Source organism: Variovorax sp. EL159, assembly GCF_900100965.1.
In the GTDB taxonomy this organism is placed as follows: Bacteria; Pseudomonadota; Gammaproteobacteria; order Burkholderiales; family Burkholderiaceae_C; genus Variovorax.
In genome coordinates this window covers 852,717-875,325 of the sequence record NZ_FMUJ01000003.1, presented here as the reverse complement: position 1 = coordinate 875,325, position 22,609 = coordinate 852,717, and the positions used below count along the sequence as shown (strand labels likewise).

Sequence of the window (22,609 nt, the reverse complement as noted above, 5' to 3'; positions counted from 1 at the left end):
TGTTTAAACTTGGTGCCCAGAAGAGGACTCGAACCTCCACGATGTTACTCGCTAGTACCTGAAACTAGTGCGTCTACCAATTCCGCCATCTGGGCCCACATAACTGCAGAAGCAGGTATGTTTTGAATTTCAGGAAAGAAGGAGATCATATCAAAAATAATGTCACTTCCAGCGGCTTGCTGGATGAAATCGAAGGCACTGTTCAAGGACATCGCGACGGACACGGCTTCGTGCAGCGCGATGACGGCGAGGCAGACATCTACCTGCCGCCGAACGAGATGCGGGCAGTGCTGCACAAGGACCGCGTCAAGGCACGCGTCGTGCGGCAAGACCGCCGCGGTCGTCCCGAAGGGCGCGTGGTCGAGATCGTCGAGCGCCCCGAGCAGCCCATCATCGGCCGCCTGTTGCACGAAGGTGGCATCTGGCTCGTTGCACCCGAAGACAAGCGCTACGGCCAGGACGTCCTGATTCCCAAGGGCGCGACCGGCCCCGCGAAGGTGGGGCAGGTTGTCGTTGTGCAGCTGACCGAACCCCCTGCGCTGTTTGGTCAGCCCGTGGGCCGCGTGAAAGAAGTGCTGGGCGAGATCGACGACCCCGGTATGGAAATCGAGATCGCCGTGCGCAAGTACGGCGTGCCGCATGAGTTTTCCGCGGAATGCCTGGCCGAGGCCAAGGCGCTTCCCGAGAAGGTCCGTCCCGCCGACAAGAAGGGGCGCGTCGACCTGACCGATATTCCGCTCGTCACCATCGACGGCGAAGACGCGCGCGACTTCGACGACGCCGTGTACTGCGAGCCTGCGAAGGTGGGTCGCGGCAAGGGTTGGCGCCTGCTGGTGGCCATCGCCGACGTCAGCGCCTACGTGAAGACAGGTTCGGGCATCGACATCGACGCCTACGACCGCGCCACCAGCGTCTACTTTCCGCGGCGCGTCATTCCGATGCTGCCCGAGAAGCTGTCGAACGGCCTGTGCTCGCTCAACCCCGAAGTCGAGCGCCTGTGCATGGTGTGCGACATGCTCGTCGCGGCCGATGGCGAGGTCTACGCCTACCAGTTCTATCCGGCCGTGATGTTCAGCCACGCGCGCTTCACGTACACCGAAGTGGCCGCGATCCTCGGCAACACGCGCGGGCCCGAAGCTGCCAAGCGCAAGGACCGCGTGAAGGACCTGCTGAACCTCGCCGACGTCTACAAGGCCCTGCTCAAGCAGCGAGGCAAGCGCGGTGCGGTCGACTTCGAAACCACCGAGACGCAGATCATCTGCGACGACGCCGGCCGCATCGAGAAGATCGTGCCGCGCACGCGCAACGAGGCGCACCGCCTGATCGAAGAAGCGATGCTCGCGGCCAACGTCTGCAGCGCCGACTTCATCGCCGAAGGCAAGCACCCGGGCCTGTACCGTGTGCACGAAGGTCCGACGCCCGAGAAGAAAGAAATCCTGCGCGGCTACCTCAAGGCCATGGGCGTGGGCCTGAGCATCACCGACGACCCCAAGCCGGGCGAGTTCCAGGCGATTGCCGAAGCCACGAAGGAGCGGCCCGACGCGCAGCAGATCCACACCATGCTGCTGCGCTCGATGCAGCAGGCGATCTACACGCCGATCAACAGCGGTCACTTCGGCCTGGCCTACGAGGCCTACACGCACTTCACCAGCCCGATCCGGCGCTATCCCGACTTGCTGGTGCATCGCGTGATCAAGGCGATCCTTACCAAGACGCGCTACCAGCTGCCGATGCTGCCGACGCCGGGCGAGGCGCACGCCAAGCTGGCCAAGCGGCTGGCCTCGCGCGTGAAGGCGCCCACGACCAAGCCGCAGAAGGCGACGGTCGCGCCCACCAAGGAAGTGCTGGCCTGGGAAGCCGCGGGCCTGCATTGCAGTGCCAACGAGCGCCGCGCCGACGAAGCCAGCCGCGACGTCGAGGCCTGGCTCAAGTGCAAGTACATGCGCGAGCACCTGGGCGAAGAGTACGGCGGCGTGGTCACCGCGGCCACGACCTTCGGCATCTTCGTCACGCTCGACGCGATGTACGTCGAGGGCCTGGTGCACATCACCGAACTCGGCGGCGAATACTTCAAGTTCGACGAGATGCGCCAGGAGCTGCGCGGCGAGCGCACCGGCATCCGCTACGCCATCGGAACGCGGGTGCGGGTGCAGGTGAGCCGCGTCGACCTGGACGGTCGCAAGATTGACTTTCGCCTTGTGCGCGAAGGCGAAGACCTGACGACCCGGGCCATGAAGGACAAGGGCGCCGTATCGTCCGGTGTGCCGGTGAAGGCGTCGGCCAAGCGCAGTTCGCGCCACAAGGCCGAGGCAAACAGCGAGCAGCGTTCGGACCGTGGTGCGGTCACCGCTGCGGCGGGGCCGCAGTCGGCCATGCAGGCCTTCAAATCGGCAGTCAAAAAGGCGGCCAACAAGATGAAGGGGCGCAAGCCCCGCCGCGGATGACCTGCAGGCATCACCTCACAAACGACAGACAAGCCACAGACAAGCAAGAAGGAGACATTGAGCATGAGTGCTGAGAGCAACAAAGGGCGCATCGCCATCGTCACGGGCGCGGGTTCGGGCATCGGCCGCGCAGCGGCATTGGCGCTGCTGGGCGATGGCTGGAGCGTGGCCCTGGCGGGCCGCCGCCTGGAGCCGCTGGAGCAGGTGGCCGAAGAATCGGGCGCCGGCGCGCGAGCCTTCGCCGTGCCTACCGACGTGGCGAATGCCGAGTCGGTGCAGGCGCTGTTCGCGGCCACGGTGGAGCGCTTCGGCCGCGTCGACCTGCTGTTCAACAACGCCGGCGTGGGCAACCCGCCCGGCCCGTTCGAAGACTGGACGCCCGAGCAGTGGAAGGGCGTGGTCGACATCAACCTGAGCGGCATGTTCTTCTGCATCCAGCAGGCGTTCCGCACGATGAAGGCGCAAACACCGATGGGCGGCCGCATCATCAACAACGGCTCCATCTCGGCCACCACGCCGCGGCCGAATTCGGCGGCCTACACGTCGACCAAGCATGCAGTCGAGGGCCTGACCAAGACGGCATCGCTCGACGGCCGCAAGTACGACATCGCCGTGGGGCAGGTCGATGTGGGCAATGCCATGACCGAACTGGCCTCGCGCATGGCCAAGGGCGTGCCGCAGGCCAATGGCGAACTGGCGATCGAGCCGCTGATCGACGTCAAGATCGTGGGGCAATCGGTGCTCTACATGGCGAACCTGCCGCTCGAAGCCAACGTGCTGTTCCACACCATCATGGCGACGAAGATGCCCTTCGTCGGGCGCGGCTAAAAGCCTCAGGCGGGCGCGCGGCGGGCCAGCGTGCCGGCCGTCAGCGGGGCCGCGTCGGCGGGCCATGTGTCGGCGATGTGGCCGTGCCGCCAGACGGCTTCTTGCGCCGCCTCGAAGGCCGACTGGCGGGCTGCCAGTGCGGCACCGATCATGCCGGCCAGCACGTCGCCCGTGCCGGCCGTGGCGAGCCGGGCATTGCCGGTCAGGTTGATGGCGGCGGGCCCATCGCCCGCGTCGGCAATCACGGTGCCCGAGCCTTTGAGCACGGCCACGACGCCGAAGCGCGAGGCAAGCTTGCGGGCTGCGGCCAGCCTGTCAGCCTGGACATCTGCGGCGGTGCAGCCCAGCAGCCGGGCGGCTTCCAGCGGATGCGGTGTGATCACCGTGGGGCGCCCGCGCTTCCCGCGCGATGCCAGTTGCGTTTGCAGCGCGCTGTCGGTCGCAATGGCATTGAGGGCGTCGGCATCGAGCACCAGGGTTGCTGCCGTTGCCAGCGCACGCGGCAGCAATTCGCGCACTGCGCTTCCTCCGCCGCAGCCGCAAACGGCGGTCGTGCCGGACAGGTCCAGCGTGCGGGCGTCGCGCAGCATCAATTCGGGCTGCGAGGTGTCGACCGGCGCAGCGCTCGGGTCGAGCAGCCCGACGAACACGCGACCCGCGCCGGCGTGCAGCGCCGCCGAGCCTGCGAGCAACGCGGCACCCGCCATGCCGGGGGCGCCACCGATCACCACCACGTCGCCGTAGATGCCCTTGTGCGATGCGTGCGCGCGCGGTTGCGTTCTTGGCGAGCCGGCAAGGCGCGCAACGGGCTGGTCGGTGAAGGCGCTGCAACCCAGGTCGTCGAACCAGACGGTGCCGGCCGCGTCGCGTCCTTGTGCCGTGAAGAGACCAGGCTTCAGGGTGAGAAAGGTGAGGCAGGCGCGGATCGGCTGCGCTTCTGCGGCAAGCGATTCGTCTGCGGGTGAAAGAACGCCCGTGTCCGCGTTCAATCCTGATGGCACATCGACACTCAGCACTGGTTGGGTTGTGGTCCGCATCTGCCGCAGCCATTCGGCCATCGTGCCTTCGGGCGGTCTGGACGCACCGATGCCGAGCAGCGCATCGATGGCTAGTTCGTACGTAGTGGGAGGCGTGGGTGCAAAGAAAGCGCCTGCATCGCGGGCACGCTGCAGCGAGGCCTTGGCATCCGGTGGCAGCCGGGCTTCATCGCCCACAAAAGTGACGACAGGAAAGAAGCCCCGGTGCCGCAGCTGCGCAGCCGCCTCGAACCCGTCGCCACCGTTGTTGCCCGGCCCGCAGGCGATCCAGATCGTGCGCGCATGCGGCGCGATGGCCATGGCAAGCCGCGCCACCGCCAAGCCCGCGCGCTGCATCAAGGTGTGGGCGGGCAGGGCGGCTGCGGCCGCTTGCTCGATGCGCCGCGTGGCTGCGATGTCGAACAGATCGGCGACGGTGGCGGACGTGATGCGTTGCATCGATCCATTGTGCCGCCGGGGCCGGTGCATGGGTGTTGCCACGCCACCTATCATCGCCCGATGAAATTCAAGGGCCTTGGCTGGCTGCTGCTCCTGCTGCTGGCGTGGTTTGTCTTCTTCGTGATCGCGACCTTGGCGTGGACGGCCGGCGTGGGTTGGGCGCTTGGCGTGCTGGGTGTCGTGTGGGGCACTTTCCTGCTGGCCGACGTGAAGCAGTGGGTGCCCTTGCGGGATCTGGCCTGGGCCGCAGGCGTCGGGTTCGGCCTGAGTGTCGTGCGTTGGCTCGAGGTGCCGATCGACAGCGTGTCCGGCATGGCGCGCTGGCTGGTGCTGGGCGGCTACGCGCTGTGCCTGGCATTCTTTGCGCTGATCGCGCCCGCGTTGCTGGGGCTGCTGGCCCAAAGGTTCAGGCCGCCAGCGGAGCCCGAGCCGCCGGCCGGTTTGCCAGTCGAAGCGCCGGCCAGTCCTGAAATGCTGCGCCGGTGGGACCCTAAAGACTGAGCCGCTCGACGCCCAGGCCTTCGAGGTCGACGCCCGGGTCTTGCCCGCCGATCAGGTCGCCAATCACGCGGGCGCTGCCACACGACAACGCCCAGCCGCTCGAGCCGTGGCCGAGGTTGAGCCATACGCCCGGGATGCCGCTGGGCCCCAGCACGGGCGGGCCGTCGGGCAGCATCGGCCGTGCGCCTTTCCATTGCTGCACGCCCGATTGCAGCGTGGCCGCACCCGGGAACCAGTCGTGCAGCACCTTGTAGAGCGTCTGCACGGCGGCGGGATTCATCGTGTCGAGCGAGCCGCCGATTTCTGCGCTGCCAGCCACGCGTACGCGTTGCCCGAGGCGCGAAATGGCGACCTTGTAGCGTTCGTCCATCACAGCGCTGCGCGGCGCGTTGAGCGGTTCGCGAATGGGGGCGCTGACGGAATGGCCGTAGATCGGCGCCATCGGAATGCGCAAACCCAGCGGCCGCAGCAGCGTGGCCGAAGCAAGGCCGGCGCACACGACGATCGCGTCGAAGCGGATGGCGTCTGAGCCGCTCGCCAGCGACAGCGAGGTGGGCGCCGCGCGGCTCAGCGGTGCGATGTCGCAGTTGAAGTGAAACTGCGCGCCGAGCGCCTCGGCCTCCCACTTCAGAAGCAATGCGAACTGGCGGCAGTTCGCGACTTCGTCTTCCGGCAGGTGGATGGCGCCGGCCAGTGGCGTGTCGGGGTTGAGGGCGGGCTCGATCAGCCGGGCCTCGTCGGCGTCGATTTCCTTGAACACGCTACCCGCAGCGCGCAATACGTCCAGGCCGGGCTGGATCAGCTTTTTCTCGCGCTTGGAGCGCAGCAGCACCAGGTAGCCGTCGCTGCGCTCGTAGCTCAGCTCGCGTGCTTCGGTCACCTCGTGCAGCCGGGTGCGGCTGTAGAAGGCCAGGCGCTGCATGCGGGCGCGGTTGGCCAGGTAGGTCTCGAGCTTGCAGTCCTTCTGCCAGCGCGACATCCAGCCGATGTCTCGTGTATTCAGCGGCCAGCGCAGCTTGATCGCGCCATGCGAGGAGAGCAGCGAGCGCAGCACCTTGCCGCGCATGCCGGGCGCAGCCCATGGCGTGACGTATCCGGGTGCGACCACGCCGGCGTTGGCGAAGCTGGCTTCTTCTGCGGCGGCGCCACGGCGCTCGAATACGGTCACTTCATGGCCGTCGGAAACCAGTTCCCAGGCGGTGGTGACGCCGATGATGCCGGCGCCCACGATCGCGATTTTCATTGAATGTTCTAGATAAAAGAGGCAGCTGACGCCCGCGGAATGGGCGTATGCAGCTATTGATTTTGCAGCGTGCGTTCGGCTTGCAGCGCAATCGCGAGCACGGCGTCGTCGTGCAGCGCGGCATGCCACAGCATCAGGCCGACCGGCAGTTCGCCGGGGTCATGGCAGGGCAGCGAGATGGCGCAGCCGTCGAGCATGTTGATGATCGACGGATTGCGCAGCAGCAGCGCGTTGACGCGGAAAAATTCTTCGTCGCGCTCGGCACCGGGGGCCACGCTCGCGATGGAGGGGGCGGTGATGGGCACGGTGGGCGACAGCACGGTGTCGAAGGGCGCTAGCGCTTTCTCCATGCGGGCGATCCAGTCGCGGCGGGCATGGATAAGGTCGATGTACTCGTGCGCCTTCATGCTGGCGCCGCGCAGGATGCGCTGGGCCACGCGCGGGTCGTAACCGGCGCCGCTGCGTTCCAGCAGCAACCGGTGCCATGCGTGCGACTCGGCGGCCGAGAAGCCGCCGGTGGCGTTGATGGACTGCAGGTCGGCCAGCTCGGGCAACTCGATTTCCTCGATGCGGGCGCCTGCGGCGGACAGCGCTTTCAGCGAACGCTCGAACGCGGCGGCCACGGTGGGCTCGATGCCGTCGAAGAAAACGTTCTTCACGACGGCCAGCCTGTAGGCGCCGATCGAGGCGGAGTCGGCCGTCACGGTCCGCGCGGCCAGGATTTCATGCGCGGTGACGGCGTCGCGCACCGAGCGCGTCATGGCGCAGACCGTGTCGAGCGTGGTCGACAGCGGCAGCGCGCCGGTGGACGGAACCAGGCGCGCAGTGTTCTTGAAGCCAACGATGCCGTTCAGCGCCGCGGGAATGCGGATCGAGCCGCCCGTATCGGAGCCAAGGCCGATGAACGCCGCGCCGCTGGCGACCGAGATCGCCGCGCCGGACGACGAGCCGCCCGGAATGCGCGGCGTGGTGGGGTCGCTCACGTTGGCGGGCGTGCCGTAGTGCGGGTTGACGCCAACGCCCGAAAACGCGAATTCGCTCATGTTGGTGCGGCCGGTCAGCGCGCCGCCCGCGGCGCGCAGCCGTGCGACCGCGACCGCATCGGCCTTGGCCGCCGGCGCATGGGACAGCACCACCGAGGCGGCGGGTGTCGGCTGGCCCGCCACGTCGAACAGGTCCTTGGAGGTGAAGGCCAGCCCGGCGAGCCTGCTTTCCGGCGCCGCCCCGACGGCCGCCTGGCGGGCCTCGTCGAACAGGGTTCGGGTGAAAACGTGGGCGCAGGCCGCGGACCCGGAGATGTCGATGGCGCGCTCTATTTCGGTGCGTGCATCGGAGCCGCCTGCCAGAAGCGCGAGACGGGTGGCGTGAAGGTCGTTCATGGGTGGCTGCTGCTGCCGCGTGGACGGCTCGGGTTCAGGAATGAGGGTGTCGGCCGTGCTATACTCTTTGGGTTTCGCTGGTCGAGCGACGGCTCCCGTTGCATCCAGTCAAACACATCCGCAAACCGGCCCAATCAAGGTGTTGTGACTCTATTCAAAAGAGCGCAAAACGGGCTGGATTTTAGACCCAACCTTTGGAGTAATTTCAATGTCTACCACCATGCGCGAAATGCTGGAAGCCGGTGTCCATTTCGGTCACCAAACCCGCTTCTGGAACCCCAAGATGGCTCCGTACATCTTCGGTCACCGCAACAAGATTCACATCATCAACCTGGAAAAGTCGCTCCCGATGTTCCAGGACGCGATGAAGTACGCCAAGCAGCTCACGGCCAACCGCGGCACGATCCTGATGGTCGGCACGAAGCGCCAGGCTCGTGAAATCGTGGCGGCTGAAGCCCGTCGCGCCGGCGTGCCTTTCGTCGACACCCGCTGGCTCGGCGGCATGCTGACCAACTTCAAGACCGTCAAGACCTCGATCAAGCGTCTGAAGGACATGAAGGCCCAGCAAGAAGCCGGTCTCGACAGCCTGAGCAAGAAAGAGCAGCTGACGTTCTCGCGCGAAATCGCGAAGCTCGAAAAGGACATCGGCGGCATCCAGGACATGGCTGCGCTGCCGGACGCCATCTTCGTGATCGACGTGGGCTTCCACAAGATCGCCGTGGCCGAAGCCAAGAAGCTCGGCATTCCGCTGATCGGCGTGGTTGACTCCAACCACTCGCCCGAAGGCATCGACTACGTGATCCCTGGCAACGACGACTCGTCGAAGGCTGTCACGCTGTACGCCCGCGGCATCGCCGACGCCATCATCGAAGGCCGCAACAGCGCCGGTGGTGACGTGGTCAAGGCCATCGCCGAAGGCAGCGACGAATTCGTCGAAGTCGAAGAAGGCGCTTCGGCCTGATTGGCGCGCCCGCGAGCCTGAAGAAGGGGCTTTGGTGCCCCTTTTTTTTAACCTGATTTTTGGATTTACGGAGATACACAAATGGCTGCAATCACCGCAAGCATGGTCGGCGAACTGCGCGCGAAGACCGACGCGCCCATGATGGAATGCAAGAAGGCCCTGACGGAGGCTGACGGCAACATGGAAAAGGCCGAAGAGCTGCTGCGCATCAAGCTCGGCAACAAGGCTGGCAAGGCATCGGGCCGCATCACCGCTGAAGGCGTGGTCACGGCTTTTGTCGACGGCGCTGCCGGCGGCATGATCGAAATCAACTGCGAAACCGACTTCGTCACCAAGAACGACAGCTTCCTGGCCATGGCCAATGCTGCCGCGATGCTGGTTGCCAAGAACAACCCTGCCGACATCGCTGCACTGGGCGCGCTGGCCTACGAGCAAGACGGTTTCGGCCCCACGCTCGAAGACGTGCGCAAGGGCCTGATCGGCAAGATCGGCGAGAACATGAGCTTCCGCCGCTTCAAGCACTTCACGGGCAACGGCAAGCTGGCTTCGTACCTGCACGGCACGCGCATCGGCGTGATGGTCGAGTTCGAAGGCGACGACACGTCGGCCAAGGACGTGGCAATGCACATTGCCGCCATGAAGCCGGTCGCGATCCAGGCATCGGACGTGCCCGCCGACCTGATCGAAAAAGAGCGCGCAGTTGCAGCCGGCAAAGCGGAAGAAGACCGCAAGACGGCCGAAGCCGAAGGCAAGAAGCCGCAGCCGGCCGACATCGTTGCCAAGCGCATCGAAGGCGGCGTGCAGAAGTACCTCAAGGAAGTCTCGCTGCACAACCAGCCGTTCGTGAAGAACGACAAGCAGACCGTCGAGCAGATGCTCAAGGCCGCCAACACCTCGATCAAGGGCTTCACCCTGTACGTGGTCGGCGAAGGCATCGAGAAGAAGGTCGACGACTTCGCTGCCGAAGTGGCTGCGCAAGTCGCTGCCGCCAAGGCTGCTGCCTGATCCAGCAGCCACATAAGCGGCGGTGCGCGAACGCGTGCCGCCGCTTTTTCACCGCTACGTTTTACACTCGCCCCCGCCAACTCAAGGAAATTGCCCATGTCTGATCCCCGCCCAGCCCACAAGCGAATCTTGTTGAAGCTGTCGGGAGAGGCATTGATGGGCGACGACGCCTTCGGCATCAACCGCGCCACCATCGTCCGCATGGTCGAGGAGATCGCGGAAGTGGTGAACATGGGGGTCGAGGTGGCCGTGGTCATCGGCGGCGGCAACATCTTCCGCGGTGTCGCGGGTGGTTCCGTCGGCATGGACCGTGCCACAGCCGACTACATGGGCATGCTGGCCACCGTGATGAATGCGCTGGCACTGGCCGACGCCATGGACAAGCAGGGGCTGGTGGCTCGCGTGATGTCCGCCATCGCCATCGAGCAGGTGGTCGAGCCCTATGTACGCCCCAAGGCCCTGCAGTACCTCGAAGAGGGCAAGGTCGTGGTGTTCGCGGCCGGCACCGGCAACCCGTTCTTCACCACCGACACGGCCGCTGCGCTGCGCGGTGCCGAAATCGGTGCCGAGCTGGTGCTCAAGGCCACCAAGGTCGACGGCGTCTACACCGCCGATCCCAAGACCAACCCCCAAGCAACGCGCTACGCCACGCTGACTTTCGACGAGGCGATCGCGCAAAATCTCGGCATCATGGACGCCACGGCCTTTGCGCTGTGCCGCGACCAGAAGCTGCCGATCAAGGTGTTCTCGATCTTCAAGAACGGTGCGCTCAAGCGCGTCGTGATGGGCGAGGACGAAGGCACGCTGGTGCATGCCTAGGAGTTTTTGAGATGACCATTGCAGACATCCGCAGTGCGACCGACGCGAAGATGAACCAGTCGCTCGCCGCATTCCAGAACAACCTCACTAAGATCCGTACGGGCCGTGCCAACTCGGCGCTGCTCGATTCGATCCACGTCGACTACTACGGCTCGCAGGTTCCGCTGAGCCAGGTGGCGAACGTGTCGGTGCTCGATTCGCGCACCATCAGCGTCCAGCCCTGGGAAAAGGGCATGGGCGCCAAGATCGAGAAGGCCATCCGCGAGAGCGACCTGGGCCTCAACCCGGCGTCGATGGGTGACCTGATCCGCGTGCCGCTGCCCGCCATGAGCGAAGAGCGCCGCAAGGAAATGACCAAGCTGGTCCGCAACGAAGGCGAAAGCGCCAAGATCGCCACGCGCAACCTGCGCCGCGACGCGAACGAATCGGTCAAGAAACTGGTCAAGGAAAAGCTGGCGTCCGAGGACGACCAGAAGCGCGCCGAAGCCGAGATCCAGAAGGTCACCGACCGCCACATCGCGGAAATCGATCGGCTGGTCACGGCCAAGGAAGCGGAGATCATGGCCGTTTGAGGCCTGCCATGGCCTCGTCATCGCCGCGCATTCCTCACCACGTTGCCATCGTCATGGACGGTAACGGCCGTTGGGCGACGCGGCGATTTCTGCCTCGCGTGGCGGGGCACAAGCAGGGTGTCGAATCGCTGCGGCGCTGCGTCAAGGCCTGCGCCGATCGCGGCGTGGGTGTGCTCACGGTCTTTGCGTTCTCGTCCGAGAACTGGAATCGTCCGGTCGAAGAGGTTTCGGGCCTGATGGAGCTCATGGTCGGCGCGCTCGGCCGCGAGGTGCCCCGGCTGAGCAGTGATGGCGTGCGGCTTCATTTCGTCGGCGAGCGGGCCGGCCTGTCGCCCAAGATGGTGAAGGGCCTGGTCGATGCCGAGGCGGCCACCGCGCACAACACGCGCATGGTGCTCAACGTCTGCTTCAACTACGGCGGCCGATGGGACATCGCGCAGGCCGCAGCCAAGCTGGCGGCCCAGGGTGAGGCGATCACCGAAGTCAGTCTCGACCGCGCCACGGCCCTGGCTCACGTGCCCGACCCCGATCTGTTCATCCGCACTGGCGGCGAGCAGCGGTTGTCCAATTTTCTGCTCTGGCAGAGCGCCTATGCCGAGCTTTTCTTCAGTGACAAGTTATGGCCTGAATTCGACGAGGCCGCGTTGGACGAGGCCATCGCCGCATTCCAGGCCCGCGAACGCCGCTTTGGCCAAACCTCGGCACAGGTCGCGGCCGTGACGGCCTGACCGATGGCCTGACAACCTCCCGCATGCTCAAACAACGCATCCTCACGGCGATCGTGCTGCTCGCGATCCTGTTGCCAGCGCTGTTCTATCGAAACCATATCCCCTTCGCCTGCGTGATGCTCGTGCTGATCGGCGCGGCGGCGTGGGAGTGGGGGCGCCTGAACGGCTATGGCCAGGGGGTGTCGCTCTTTCTGGGTGCCGAGACTGTGCTGCTGTGCGGGCTCTCGTGGTGGCTGGGCCTGCTCGAGCAGCCCTTGGTCCTGATGTGGACGCTGGCCAGCGCGGCTTGGGTGCTCGGCGGTGCGGCGCTTCTGCGCGTGGCGGCGCCGGGTTGGCCGCGCATTCCTCGCGGGCTGCGGCTGGTCGGCGGCCTGTTGGCGTTGTGGGTCGCATGGCTTGCCGCCGTGCAGGCGCGCATGGTCGGCATCAATTTCCTGTTGTCGATCCTGGTGCTGGTGTGGGTGGCCGATGTGTTCGCCTATTTCGCCGGCCGCGCCTTCGGCCTCAAGTTCACGCGGGCCAAGCTGGCGCCCGCGATCAGCCCGGGCAAGAGCTGGGAAGGCGTGTGGGGCGGCATGATCGGCGTGGTGGTGCTGGCTTTTGCCTGGGTCTGGGCCGACAAGGCTGCCGGTGCGACGGTTGCCAGCCTCTACACCCGCCTGAACGAACGCGGCTGGTGGCTGTTGCTGCTCGGTGCCATTTTTCTCGCTGCGATGAGTGTCGTGGGCGACCTCGTCGAATCCCTGATCAAGCGCAGCGCCGGCGCAAAGGACAGCAGCCGCCTGCTGCCCGGCCACGGCGGCGTGCTCGACCGGGTGGATGCTCTCTTGCCGGCGCTCCCCATTGCCATGATGCTGGCCTTCCTGTGAATACTCCCAAACAACGCGTGACGGTGCTCGGTTCGACCGGTTCGGTCGGTGTCAGCACGCTCGACGTCATTGCGCGGCACCCCGAGCGTTTCGAGGTGTTTGCGCTGTCCGCCGCTACGAAGGTGGACGAGCTGCTGGCTCAGTGCGCACAGTTCTCGCCGCGCTTTGCCGTGATGGCGAGCGCGCCGCATGCGGCGCTCCTTGCCGAAAAGATCAAGCAAAACGGGCTGAAGACGCGCGTTTTGACTGAGGTTGATGCTATTGAAAAGATAGCTTCCCATGAAGAGGTCGACGCCGTCATGGCCGCCATCGTCGGTGCGGCAGGGCTGGGCCCTTGTCTGGCAGCGGCGCGGGCAGGCAAGCGGCTGCTGCTGGCGAACAAGGAGGCCCTGGTTGTCGGTGGCGAACTTTTCATGCGCACGGTCCGCGAGGGCGGTGCCACGCTGCTGCCCATCGACAGCGAGCATTCGGCCATCTTCCAGTCGTTGCCTGAAGACTCTTCCACATGGTCGCGACGCATCGACAAGATCATCCTGACTGCCTCGGGTGGGCCGTTTCGCACGCGTGCACCCGAAACCTTGGGAGCGGTCACGCCCGAGCAGGCCTGCGCGCATCCGAACTGGGTCATGGGGCGCAAGATCTCGGTCGACTCGGCCACGATGATGAACAAGGCGCTCGAAGTGATCGAGGCGCGACACCTGTTTGGCGTCGCCCCTGAACAGATCGAAGTCGTCATTCATCCGCAGAGCGTGGTGCATTCGATGGTGCAGTTCACCGACGCCTCGGTCATTGCCCAGCTCGGCACCCCCGACATGCGGGTGCCGATCGCGGTGGGCCTGGCCTGGCCCGAGCGCATCGAGAGCGGTGCGGCACGTCTCGATTTCCGCCAGATGGCGTCCCTGAGCTTTGACGCGCCCGACGCTGCGCTCTTTCCAGGGCTGGGCCTGGCATGGCACGCGTTGCGTGCCGCACCGGGCACGACTGCCGTCCTGAACGCCGCCAACGAGGTCGCTGTCGAGGCTTTCCTGGACCGGCGCCTGCGTTTCGATCGCATTCATGCGGTGAACATGGAAACTTTGGAGACGGTCTCCCCCTCCAAGCCGGCATCGCTGGCCGACCTGCTGGCGCTCGATGCCAGCGCCCGCGCCGCGGCCAATGCCGCGGCACTGCGTTTCGCAGCCTGACTGACCTCCTACCAGCTCTCGAAGGTTCCTGATGCTCACTGTCATAGCCTTTGTGGTCGCGCTCGGTGTGCTGATCGCCGTGCACGAATACGGCCACTACCGTGTCGCGGTGGCATGCGGCGTCAAGGTCGAGCGTTTCTCTGTCGGCTTCGGTAAAACGCTGTTCCGCTGGCAGCCCAAACGCCAGCATCCGGGGCAGCAGACCGAGTTCGTCATCGGTGCATTTCCCCTGGGTGGCTATGTCAAGATGCTCGACGAGCGCGAAGGTCCGGTTGCGCCGGAAGAGCGCCATCGGGCCTTCAATACCCAGCCGTTGCGCTCGCGCGCGGCCATCGTCGCTGCCGGGCCGATTGCCAACCTGCTGCTCGCCGTGGTGCTTTACACGGCGGTCAACTGGATCGGCGTGCAGGAGCCTGTTGCCAAGCTGGCGCGGCCAGTGGCAGCTTCGCTCGCCGAAGCTGCGGGTTTGCGTGGTGGCGAGCAGATTACCCGGGCGGGCTTCGACGGCGATCTGTCGCCCGTCCAGTCTTTCGAGGACCTGCGCTGGCGCATGACGCGTGGCGCGCTCGACGGTCGTGACCTGACGCTCGAAGTGGCAGGCGAGGGCGGTCGCCCTGCGCACCAGTTGGTGCTGCCGTTGAGCCGCGTCGAGACCCGGGATGCCGATCCGCAGATGTTCCGCAAGATCGGCGTGCTTGCGCCGCTGACCCGGCCGGAGATCGGCGAGGTCATGGCGGACAGTGCGGCCGCGCGTGCGGGTCTTCGCAATGGCGACCTGGTGCGTGCAATCGGCAGCACCGCCATCATCGATGGCCAGCAGTTGCGCGAGGTGATTCGTGCGTCGATCGAGGGTGCTCAACCGCGGACGCAAGCCTGGCAGATCGAGCGCGGCGGCCGGCCGCTTGCGCTGGACGTGACGCCCGAAGTGCGGGAAGAAAACGGCGTCAAGGTCGGCCGGGTCGGTGCCTATGTGGGTGCTCCGCCTGAAATGGTGACGGTGCGGCAGGGCCTCGTCGACGGCGTCTGGCGCGGCGTGGTTCGTACCTGGGAGGTGTCTGCCCTCACGGTGCGGATGATGGCCAAGATGGTCATCGGCGAGGCTTCGATCAAGAACCTGAGCGGTCCGCTCACGATCGCGGACTATGCCGGCAAGTCGGCCAGCCTCGGTTTCACCCAGTATCTTGTCTTTCTTGCGCTCATCAGCGTGAGTCTGGGCGTGCTCAATCTCATGCCGCTGCCGGTCCTCGATGGGGGACACCTGATGTATTATCTTTGGGAGGGCCTGACCGGCAAAAGCGTCTCCGACGCCTGGATGGAACGGCTTCAGCGCGGCGGTGTCGCCTTGCTGCTGGTCATGATGTCGGTCGCACTCTTCAACGACGTCACGCGGCTCTTTGGTTAACTTTCTGCCGGCCCTTTCCGTGCCGGCTCAATTCACAGATGAACAAAAACTTCAGTCGCTTTCGCCTGCGTAGCGTTGCCGCGGTGGTTGCCAGCGCATTGGCAGCCACGGCAGCCTGGGCCGTCGAGCCCTTCACGGTACGCGACATTCGCGTCGAAGGCTTGCAGCGCGTCGAGGCCGGCACGATCTTCGCGTCGCTGCCCTTGCGCGTCGGCGATACCTACAGCGACGAGCGCGGTTCCGCCGCCATCCGCGCGCTGTTCGATCTGGGGTTGTTCAAGGATGTGCGCATCGACGTGAACGGCAACGTGCTGGTGGTGATCGTCGAAGAGCGACCCACCATCGCCGACGTCGATTTCGTGGGCACCAAGGAATTCGACAAGGCCGCGCTGCAAAAGGCGCTGCGCGAGATCGGTCTGACTGACGGGCGTCCATTCGACAAGGCGCTGGCCGATCGCGCCGAGCAGGAGCTCAAGCGCCAGTACGTGAGCCGCAGCCTCTACAACGCGCAGGTCGTGACCACCGTGACGCCCATCGAGCGCAACCGTGTCAACCTGACCTTCACCGTCACCGAAGGCGACTCGGCGCGCATCCGCGAAGTCCACGTGGTCGGCAACAAGGCCTTCAGCGAATCGACGCTGCTCAACCTGTTCGACCAGGACAGCGGCGGCTACCTGAGCTGGTACACCAAGTCCAACCAGTATTCGCGCGCCAAGCTCAACGCCGACCTTGAAACGCTGCGCTCGTACTACATCACGCGCGGCTACCTCGAATTCCGCATCGATTCGACCCAGGTCGCCATTTCTCCGGACCGCAAGGACCTGACGGTGACGGTCAACATCACCGAAGGCGAGAAGTTCGTGGTGGCCGGCGTCAAGCTCGACGGCAACTATCTCGGCCGCGACGACGAATTCAAGTCGCTGATCACGATCAAGCCAGGCGAGCCCTACAACGGCGAGCAGGTCACCGACACCACCAAGGCCTTCAACGACTATTTCAGCTCTTTCGGCTATGCGTTTGCCAAGGTGCAGGCGCGTCCCGAGATCGACCGCGTCAACAACCGCGTCACGCTGACGCTGCAGGCCGAGCCTTCGCGTCGCGTCTATGTGCGCCGTGTTTCCGTTGGTGGCAACAACAAGACGCGCGACGAAGTGATTCGCCGGGAGTTCCGGCAGTTCGAAGCGTCGTGGTACGACGGCGACAAGATCAAGCTGTCGCGCGATCGCGTGGACCGCCTTGGTTTCTTCACCGAAGTGAACGTCGAGACGCAGGAAGTGCCGGGCACACCCGACCAGGTGGATCTGGTCATCAACGTGACCGAAAAGCCGACCGGCAGCCTTCAGTTGGGTGCGGGTTACTCGAGCTCTGACAAGGTCGCCCTGACCTTCGGCATCTCGCAGGAGAACGTGTTCGGCTCGGGCAATTCCTTGGGCGTGCAGGTCAACACCAGCAAGTACAACCGGACGCTGTCGCTTAGCACGACCGATCCTTATTTCACCAAGGACGGCATCTCGCGCACGATCAGCGTCTATCACACGACGACCCGTCCGTACTCGACCAACATCGATGGCGACTACAAGCTGGTCAACCAGGGCGCGTCCATCCGCTTTGGTGTGCCGTTCAGCGAAGTCGATACGATCTTCTTCGGCGTCGGGCTTGAGCGGTATGCATTTAATCCGAACAAGTCAACGGCATTCGCCGGGCTCACAACACCGCGGTCTTACCTCAATTACTTTGGATGCCAGCTCAATACGGCCCCAATTCCCAACGGATTTCTTCCTTCAACGCCTGCCGGCTGGGCTGTGACCGGTTGCACGACTGACAGCGTCTGGGGTTTGCCGTTGACTGTGGGTTGGGGGCGCGACAGCCGCGACAGCGCGCTGGTCCCGACCAGTGGGGTGTTGCAGCGTGCCAATCTGGAGTTGGGGATTGGTGGCGACATGAAGTACATCAAGACCAACTACCAGTATCAGCAGTTCTTCCCAATCAACAAGCAGTACACCGTTGCAATCAATGGTGAGGTCGGTTACGCCAAGGCCCTTGGAGGCAAGGTTTTTCCGATCTTCAAGAACTTCTATGCCGGTGGTTTGGGGTCGGTTCGCGGCTTTGAACAGAACTCGCTGGGCCCACGCGATGTGCCGCTTTTTGGTCAAACCGAAGGGGCATCTTTGGGCGGTACCAAGAAAGCTATCTTCAGTGCCCAGCTCAGTACGCCGTTCCCGGGCGCTGGCAACGATCGCACGCTGCGCTTGTACAGTTTCTTTGACGTCGGCAATGTGTTCGGTTCGCGCGCTTCAGGCCTTACGGATGAACAGTGGAAGGCGCAGAAGAAGTTGCGAGCCTCGGTGGGTGTCGGTATCAGCTGGATTTCGCCTCTCGGCCCACTGAGCCTGGCTTACGCCTTCCCTGTCATGTACCAAAAGGAAGTGACGGACCCTGCCACGGGCTTCGTCTTGATCCCGAAGGATAGAATTCAGCGCCTCCAATTCCAGATCGGAACGTCTTTCTAAATGAAGCATTTGATTCGCGCCGCAGCAGGCGCGTTGTTGGTTCCCGCTTTCCTGCTCGCTGCTGTGCCTGCCCAGGCACAGACGCAGGAGACTTTCCGCATCGGCTTCGTGAATCCGGATCGCGTGCTGCGTGAAGCCCAGCCGGCCAAGGCTGCCCAGGCCAAGCTCGAAGCCGAGTTTCTCAAACGCGAGAAGGATCTGACGGCGCAAGGCGACGCACTGAAAACCGCTTCGGAGAAATTCGAGCGCGAGGCTTCGACCCTGACTGAAAGTCAGCGTGTTTCGCGTCAGCGTGCACTCGTCGACCAGGACCGCGATTTCCAGCGCAAGCGCCGTGAGTTCCAGGAAGACCTCAATGCCCGCAAGAACGAGGAACTCCAGCAGGTCTACGAGCGCGCCAACCGCGTGGTGAAGCAAGTGGCCGAAGCTGAAAAGTACGATGCCATCCTGCAAGAAGCGATCTACATCAACCCGAAGCACGACATCACCGACAAGGTGATCAAGGCGCTGAACGCGTCGGTCGGCTCTCCTGCGCCTGCGGCCGGCAAGTAACGCCGCGAACCGGCGTGTCGCTGCAGCTAGGAGCCATCGTTGACGCCCTCGGGGGCGAGCTTCACGGAGATGCCACGCTGTCCATCGAGCGACTTTCGCCGCTCCAGAATGCACAACCCGATGCGCTCAGTTTCCTGAGCCATCCCAAATACCAGCAGGAACTGGCGGCCTCGAAGGCCGCCTGTGTGATCGTCTCGCCTGCCATGCGCGAGGCGGCTGCTGCGCGTGGTGCGTTCATCGTCACGCCGGACCCCTATTTCTACTTCGCACGCCTGACGCAGCTCTGGAAGGCGCATCACGCGCGTCCGGACACCGATCGCATCCATCCCTCTGCGGTGATTCATGCCGAGGCACAGGTGGACCCGACGGCGCGCATCGGTGCGTTGTGCGTGGTGGAGCGGGGCGCGCGCATCGGCGCGGGGACCGTGCTCAAGTCGCGCGTGACGGTCAGCGAAGACTGCTCGCTTGGCGAGCGTTGCCTGTTGCACCCGGGCGTGGTCATCGGGGCCGATGGCTTCGGACTCGCGCTGCATGAAGGTCAGTGGGTCAAGATCGAGCAGCTGGGGGCGGTGCGCATCGGCAACGACGTCGAGATCGGTGCCAACACCTGCATCGACCGCGGCGCGCTCGACGACACGGTGATCGAAGACGGCGTGAAGCTCGACAACCTGATCCAGATCGGCCACAACGTGCGCATCGGCAAGAATACCGCCATGGCCGGCTGCGTGGGCGTGGCCGGCAGCGCGACCATCGGTGCCAACTGCACCTTCGGCGGTGGCGCCATCGTGCTGGGCCATCTGACGGTGGCCGATGGCGTGCACGTGTCCGCCGCCACCACGGTAACCCGTTCGATTCACAAGGCCGGCCAGTACACCGGTATGTTTCCCATCGATGACAATGCGAGCTGGGAAAAGAATGCGGCAACGCTCAAGCAGTTGCACAGCCTGCGCGAACGACTGAAGGCGCTGGAGAAAGCTCCCCCGAAAAAATGACGACGATGCAGGAACAGAACATCATGACGACGACGCTCGATATCCATCAAATTCTCAAGTTGCTGCCGCATCGCTACCCGTTCCTTCTGGTGGACCGGGTGCTCGACATGGAAAAGGGCAAGCGCATCACGGCATTGAAGAACGTGACGATGAACGAGCCTTTCTTCAATGGCCACTTCCCGCACCGCCCGGTGATGCCGGGTGTGCTGATGCTGGAAGCCATGGCGCAGGCGGCCGCGCTGCTGTCGTTCCATTCGCTGGACATCGTGCCGGACGACAACACCGTCTACTACTTTGCGGCCATCGACGGTGCGCGCTTCAAGCGGCCGGTGGAGCCGGGCGACCAGCTCACGCTCGAGGTCGAGATCGAGCGCATGAAGGCCGGCATCTCGAAGTTCAAGGGCTGGGCCCGGGTCGGCAGCGAGCTCGCCTGCGAGGCCACGCTGATGTGTGCCATGCGCCAGATCAACTGATCCGGCCGCAGTCAGTCACTTGCAAGGCATGACCCAGGTTCATTCGACAGCACTCGTCGACCCCAAGGCCGAGCTCGACGCCTCGGTGTCGGTCGGGCCCTATACCGTGATCGGTCCGCATGTGCGGATCGGCGCGGGCACCACCATCGGCGCGCATTGCGTGATCGAAGGGCGGACCACCATCGGCCGCGACAACCGGATCTTTCAGTTCTCGTCGCTTGGCGCCGTGCCGCAGGACAAGAAGTACGCGGGCGAGCCGACCGAACTGGTCATCGGCGACCGCAATGTCATTCGCGAGTTCTGCACTTTCAATCTCGGCGTGCCGGGGGCGGGCGGCGTGACGCGCGTGGGCCATGACAACTGGATCATGGCCTACACCCACATCGCGCACGACTGCCGTGTCGACAACCACACTACGCTGGCCAACCAGACGACGCTGGCTGGCCATGTGCACCTGGCCGACTGGGTCACGATCGGCGGGCTGACGGGCATTCACCAGTTCGTCTCGATCGGGGCCCACGCCATGGTCGGCTTCGCCAGCGCGGTGTCGCAAGACGTTCCGCCGTTCATGCTGGTCGACGGCAATCCGCTGGCGGTGCGCGGCTTCAACATCGTGGGGCTGCGCCGGCGCGACTTCTCGGCCCAGCGGCTCGCAGCGGTAAAGCAGATGCATCGCCTGCTGTATCGCCAGGGCAAGACGCTCGAAGAGGCGCGCGCGGGCATCGCCGCACTGGCCACCGAAATGCCGGAAGCCGCAGGCGATGTCGCGTTGATGGAATCCTTCATCGCCAGCTCGACGCGCGGCATTGCGCGCTGACGTGACCGCGATGCAGAAGGACGCTCAGCGACGCTTCGCGCTGGTCGCGGGCGAAGCCTCTGGCGACCTGCTCGCGGGCCTGCTGCTCGATGGCCTTCAGGCGCGATGGCCCAACCTTCAGACCGCCGGCATTGGCGGCCCTCGCATGCTGGCGCATGGCTTCCAGAGCTGGTGGCCGCAGGAAAAGCTCGCGGTTCGCGGCTACATCGAGGTGCTGCGCCACTACGCCGAGATCGCCGGCATCCGGCGTCAGCTCAAGGCCCGGCTGCTGCTGGAGCGCCCCGAGCTGTTCATCGGCGTCGATGCGCCCGATTTCAACCTCGATCTTGAGGCCGGGCTGCGCAGCCAGGGCATCAAGACCGTGCATTTCATCTGCCCGTCGATCTGGGCCTGGCGCCCCAGGCGCATTGAAAAGGTGAGGGCGGCGGCCGACCATGTGCTGTGCATCTTCCCGTTCGAGCCCGAACTGCTCGAAAAGCAGGGCGTTGCCGCGAGCTATGTGGGCCACCCGATTGCCAACGTGATCCCGATGGTTCCCGACCGTGCCGCAGCACGCGCCGCCATCGGCCTGGCGCCCGACGCACAGGTCGTCGCCTTGCTGCCCGGGAGCCGCCGCTCCGAGATCCGCTACCTGGCCGACCGCTTCTTCGCCGCCGCCGCGCTGATGCAGAAGGCACGGCCCGAACTCCAGTTCGTGGCCCCCATCATCCCGAGCCTGCGCACCGAGGTCGAGGCCTTGCTCCAGGCCAGTGGCATGGCAGGACGTGTGAAGCTGCTCGATGGCCAGTCGCATGCCGCACTGGCCGCCTGCGACGTCACGTTGATCGCCAGTGGCACGGCCACGCTCGAAGCCGCGCTGTTCAAGCGGCCGATGGTCATTGCGTACAACATGAATGCGCTCTCGTGGCGCCTCATGCAGCGCAAGCAGTTGCAACCCTGGGTCGGCCTGCCCAACATCCTGTGCCGCGAATTCGTGGTGCCCGAGTTGCTGCAGGAAGCCGCCACGCCGGAGGCGCTGGCCCAGTCCACGCTGGCCTGGCTTGACGCGCCGGAGAAGACGCGGGCACTGCAACAAAGATTTTCCGAGCTGCACTCGCAATTGCAGCGCGATACGCCGACACTTTGCGCCGATGCGATCCAGAAAGTTCTTGAAGGCTGAGCAGGCCCCGCTGGTGTGGGACGCGCCAGGCCTGCTTGCGGGCGTCGACGAAGCAGGACGCGGCCCGCTGGCCGGCCCGGTGGTGGCTGCGGCCGTGATCCTCGACGACCTGCGACCGATTCGCGGTCTGGCCGACTCCAAGACCCTCACGGCCCTGCAGCGCGAGCGCTTGTACGACCAGATCCTGGCCAAGGCGCTGTGCTGCTCGATCGCGCAGGCGAGCGTCGAGGAAATCGACACCCACAACATCCTGCAGGCCACGATGCTCGCGATGCGCCGTGCGGTTGAAGGGCTGCGCCTGAAGCCGGCGAAGGTGCTGGTCGACGGCAATCGCCTGCCGACGCTCGACGTGCTCGCTGAGGCCATCGTCAAGGGCGACTCGCTGGTCAAGGCGATTTCCGCGGCGTCGATCCTGGCCAAGGTGCACCGCGACCGGTTGTGCGAACAATTGCATGCCGAATACCCGGACTACGGTTTTGCCAGCCACAAGGGCTACGGTACGCGGGAGCACCTGGAGGCACTGCAGCGCCACGGGGCCTGTGTGCATCACCGCAAGTCGTTCAGCCCGGTGGCTGCAGCGCTGGCTCGAACGGCCGCTGCGGCGAGCGTTGCAGTGCCAGCCGGAGCAGGATCGCAAGCCATGGTCATCAGCGTCGCCGAGCCCGTGCGGCTCGACCTGCGCGCCGCACCCTGAAT

Annotated in this window: 21 protein-coding genes and 1 tRNA gene; 18 read left to right on the top strand and 4 right to left on the bottom strand. The window is 65.0% G+C overall.

Annotation, left to right across the window (positions count from 1 at the left end):
* Positions 1–10: 10 nt before the first annotated feature.
* Positions 11–95: transfer RNA gene (locus BLQ28_RS16220), tRNA-Leu, on the bottom strand.
* 81 nt (positions 96–176) lie between these two features.
* Here BLQ28_RS16220 and rnr point away from each other — a divergent pair.
* Together rnr and BLQ28_RS16210 are read left to right on the top strand one after the other, a co-directional pair.
* Positions 177–2,444: a ribonuclease R gene (gene rnr / locus BLQ28_RS16215; RefSeq protein ID WP_371126672.1), complete on the top strand. Its 2,268-nt coding sequence runs from the start codon at positions 177–179 to the stop codon at positions 2,442–2,444.
* A gap of 63 nt (positions 2,445–2,507) precedes the next feature.
* Positions 2,508–3,272, top strand: coding sequence for an SDR family oxidoreductase (locus BLQ28_RS16210; RefSeq protein ID WP_093241193.1), 765 nt, complete (start codon positions 2,508–2,510; stop codon positions 3,270–3,272).
* A 5-nt stretch (positions 3,273–3,277) separates the two neighbouring features.
* Here BLQ28_RS16210 and BLQ28_RS16205 read toward each other — a convergent pair whose 3' ends face one another.
* Entirely contained in the window at positions 3,278–4,747 is a 1,470-nt protein-coding gene (locus BLQ28_RS16205) for an NAD(P)H-hydrate dehydratase (RefSeq protein ID WP_093241190.1), read from the bottom strand.
* A 60-nt stretch (positions 4,748–4,807) separates the two neighbouring features.
* On the opposite strand from BLQ28_RS16205, the gene BLQ28_RS16200 reads away from it, so the two are divergent.
* On the top strand, positions 4,808–5,248 hold the full coding sequence (locus tag BLQ28_RS16200) for a hypothetical protein (protein WP_093241186.1): 441 nt from the start codon (positions 4,808–4,810) through the stop codon (positions 5,246–5,248).
* On the opposite strand, the gene BLQ28_RS16195 is transcribed toward BLQ28_RS16200, so the two are convergent.
* Positions 5,238–6,491 (bottom strand): D-amino acid dehydrogenase, encoded by a 1,254-nt coding sequence (locus BLQ28_RS16195; protein WP_093241183.1) that lies wholly within the window; start codon positions 6,489–6,491, stop codon positions 5,238–5,240. The two genes, BLQ28_RS16200 and BLQ28_RS16195, sit on opposite strands and share 11 nt — an antisense overlap.
* Before the next feature lie 53 nt (positions 6,492–6,544).
* Positions 6,545–7,870: an amidase gene (locus BLQ28_RS16190; protein WP_093241180.1), complete on the bottom strand. Its 1,326-nt coding sequence runs from the start codon at positions 7,868–7,870 to the stop codon at positions 6,545–6,547.
* 208 nt (positions 7,871–8,078) lie between these two features.
* On the opposite strand from BLQ28_RS16190, the gene rpsB reads away from it, so the two are divergent.
* From rpsB to rnhB, 15 genes are all read left to right on the top strand, one after another.
* Positions 8,079–8,831 (top strand): 30S ribosomal protein S2, encoded by a 753-nt coding sequence (rpsB, locus tag BLQ28_RS16185; protein WP_093241177.1) that lies wholly within the window; start codon positions 8,079–8,081, stop codon positions 8,829–8,831.
* A gap of 81 nt (positions 8,832–8,912) precedes the next feature.
* Positions 8,913–9,836 (top strand): translation elongation factor Ts, encoded by a 924-nt coding sequence (tsf, locus tag BLQ28_RS16180; protein WP_093241175.1) that lies wholly within the window; start codon positions 8,913–8,915, stop codon positions 9,834–9,836.
* Positions 9,837–9,932: 96 nt separating this feature from the next.
* Positions 9,933–10,655, top strand: a complete 723-nt coding sequence (gene pyrH, locus BLQ28_RS16175) for a UMP kinase (RefSeq protein WP_093241172.1) — start codon at positions 9,933–9,935, stop codon at positions 10,653–10,655.
* Between the two features lie 11 nt (positions 10,656–10,666).
* Positions 10,667–11,227 (top strand): ribosome recycling factor, encoded by a 561-nt coding sequence (gene frr / locus BLQ28_RS16170; protein WP_093241170.1) that lies wholly within the window; start codon positions 10,667–10,669, stop codon positions 11,225–11,227.
* 8 nt (positions 11,228–11,235) lie between these two features.
* The gene (uppS, locus tag BLQ28_RS16165; RefSeq protein ID WP_093241168.1) at positions 11,236–11,955 is read left to right on the top strand and encodes a polyprenyl diphosphate synthase; all 720 of its coding nucleotides are present in this window, start codon (positions 11,236–11,238) and stop codon (positions 11,953–11,955) included.
* A 23-nt stretch (positions 11,956–11,978) separates the two neighbouring features.
* On the top strand, positions 11,979–12,824 hold the full coding sequence (locus BLQ28_RS16160) for a phosphatidate cytidylyltransferase (protein WP_093241166.1): 846 nt from the start codon (positions 11,979–11,981) through the stop codon (positions 12,822–12,824).
* Positions 12,821–14,008 carry a 1-deoxy-D-xylulose-5-phosphate reductoisomerase gene (gene ispC, locus BLQ28_RS16155; RefSeq protein ID WP_093241164.1) on the top strand — a complete coding sequence of 396 codons (1,188 nt, stop codon included), beginning with the start codon at positions 12,821–12,823 and terminating at the stop codon, positions 14,006–14,008. Before BLQ28_RS16160 ends, ispC begins: the two co-directional genes overlap by 4 nt.
* A 28-nt stretch (positions 14,009–14,036) precedes the next feature.
* Positions 14,037–15,410, top strand: a complete 1,374-nt coding sequence (rseP, locus tag BLQ28_RS16150) for an RIP metalloprotease RseP (protein WP_093241162.1) — start codon at positions 14,037–14,039, stop codon at positions 15,408–15,410.
* Positions 15,411–15,448: 38 nt separating this feature from the next.
* Positions 15,449–17,920 carry an outer membrane protein assembly factor BamA gene (gene bamA, locus BLQ28_RS16145; RefSeq protein ID WP_093241160.1) on the top strand — a complete coding sequence of 824 codons (2,472 nt, stop codon included), beginning with the start codon at positions 15,449–15,451 and terminating at the stop codon, positions 17,918–17,920.
* A complete protein-coding gene (locus tag BLQ28_RS16140; protein ID WP_093241158.1) occupies positions 17,921–18,472 on the top strand; it encodes an OmpH/Skp family outer membrane protein in 552 nt (183 codons plus the stop codon). It abuts the gene before it with no gap.
* 14 nt (positions 18,473–18,486) lie between these two features.
* The gene (lpxD, locus tag BLQ28_RS16135) at positions 18,487–19,464 is read left to right on the top strand and encodes a UDP-3-O-(3-hydroxymyristoyl)glucosamine N-acyltransferase (RefSeq protein ID WP_093241156.1); all 978 of its coding nucleotides are present in this window, start codon (positions 18,487–18,489) and stop codon (positions 19,462–19,464) included.
* A gap of 23 nt (positions 19,465–19,487) precedes the next feature.
* Positions 19,488–19,937 (top strand): 3-hydroxyacyl-ACP dehydratase FabZ, encoded by a 450-nt coding sequence (gene fabZ, locus BLQ28_RS16130; protein WP_093241752.1) that lies wholly within the window; start codon positions 19,488–19,490, stop codon positions 19,935–19,937.
* A 28-nt stretch (positions 19,938–19,965) separates the two neighbouring features.
* Complete coding sequence (gene lpxA / locus BLQ28_RS16125) at positions 19,966–20,754, top strand: acyl-ACP--UDP-N-acetylglucosamine O-acyltransferase (protein WP_093241153.1); 789 nt, start codon at positions 19,966–19,968, stop codon at positions 20,752–20,754.
* A gap of 10 nt (positions 20,755–20,764) precedes the next feature.
* Positions 20,765–21,913: a lipid-A-disaccharide synthase gene (gene lpxB / locus BLQ28_RS16120; RefSeq protein WP_093241749.1), complete on the top strand. Its 1,149-nt coding sequence runs from the start codon at positions 20,765–20,767 to the stop codon at positions 21,911–21,913.
* Positions 21,885–22,607, top strand: a complete 723-nt coding sequence (gene rnhB / locus BLQ28_RS16115; RefSeq protein WP_093241150.1) for a ribonuclease HII — start codon at positions 21,885–21,887, stop codon at positions 22,605–22,607. Before lpxB ends, rnhB begins: the two co-directional genes overlap by 29 nt.
* The last annotated feature ends 2 nt before the right edge of the window (positions 22,608–22,609 follow it).

Bases quoted from the DNA above. Each gene is read 5' to 3' on its own strand.
- fabZ (WP_093241752.1), top strand. From the start codon at position 19,488: ATGACGACGACGCTCGATATCCATCAAATTCTCAAGTTGCTGCCGCAT.
- lpxA (WP_093241153.1), top strand. From the start codon at position 19,966: ATGACCCAGGTTCATTCGACAGCACTCGTCGACCCCAAGGCCGAGCTC.
- lpxB (WP_093241749.1), top strand. From the start codon at position 20,765: ATGCAGAAGGACGCTCAGCGACGCTTCGCGCTGGTCGCGGGCGAAGCC.
- BLQ28_RS16195 (WP_093241183.1), bottom strand. From the start codon at position 6,491: ATGAAAATCGCGATCGTGGGCGCCGGCATCATCGGCGTCACCACCGCC.
- frr (WP_093241170.1), top strand. From the start codon at position 10,667: ATGACCATTGCAGACATCCGCAGTGCGACCGACGCGAAGATGAACCAG.
- BLQ28_RS16200 (WP_093241186.1), top strand. From the start codon at position 4,808: ATGAAATTCAAGGGCCTTGGCTGGCTGCTGCTCCTGCTGCTGGCGTGG.
- bamA (WP_093241160.1), top strand. From the start codon at position 15,449: ATGAACAAAAACTTCAGTCGCTTTCGCCTGCGTAGCGTTGCCGCGGTG.
- BLQ28_RS16205 (WP_093241190.1), bottom strand. From the start codon at position 4,747: ATGCAACGCATCACGTCCGCCACCGTCGCCGATCTGTTCGACATCGCA.
- rnhB (WP_093241150.1), top strand. From the start codon at position 21,885: ATGCGATCCAGAAAGTTCTTGAAGGCTGAGCAGGCCCCGCTGGTGTGG.
- BLQ28_RS16160 (WP_093241166.1), top strand. From the start codon at position 11,979: ATGCTCAAACAACGCATCCTCACGGCGATCGTGCTGCTCGCGATCCTG.
- BLQ28_RS16210 (WP_093241193.1), top strand. From the start codon at position 2,508: ATGAGTGCTGAGAGCAACAAAGGGCGCATCGCCATCGTCACGGGCGCG.
- BLQ28_RS16190 (WP_093241180.1), bottom strand. From the start codon at position 7,870: ATGAACGACCTTCACGCCACCCGTCTCGCGCTTCTGGCAGGCGGCTCC.
- BLQ28_RS16140 (WP_093241158.1), top strand. From the start codon at position 17,921: ATGAAGCATTTGATTCGCGCCGCAGCAGGCGCGTTGTTGGTTCCCGCT.
- pyrH (WP_093241172.1), top strand. From the start codon at position 9,933: ATGTCTGATCCCCGCCCAGCCCACAAGCGAATCTTGTTGAAGCTGTCG.
- rpsB (WP_093241177.1), top strand. From the start codon at position 8,079: ATGTCTACCACCATGCGCGAAATGCTGGAAGCCGGTGTCCATTTCGGT.
- uppS (WP_093241168.1), top strand. From the start codon at position 11,236: ATGGCCTCGTCATCGCCGCGCATTCCTCACCACGTTGCCATCGTCATG.
- tsf (WP_093241175.1), top strand. From the start codon at position 8,913: ATGGCTGCAATCACCGCAAGCATGGTCGGCGAACTGCGCGCGAAGACC.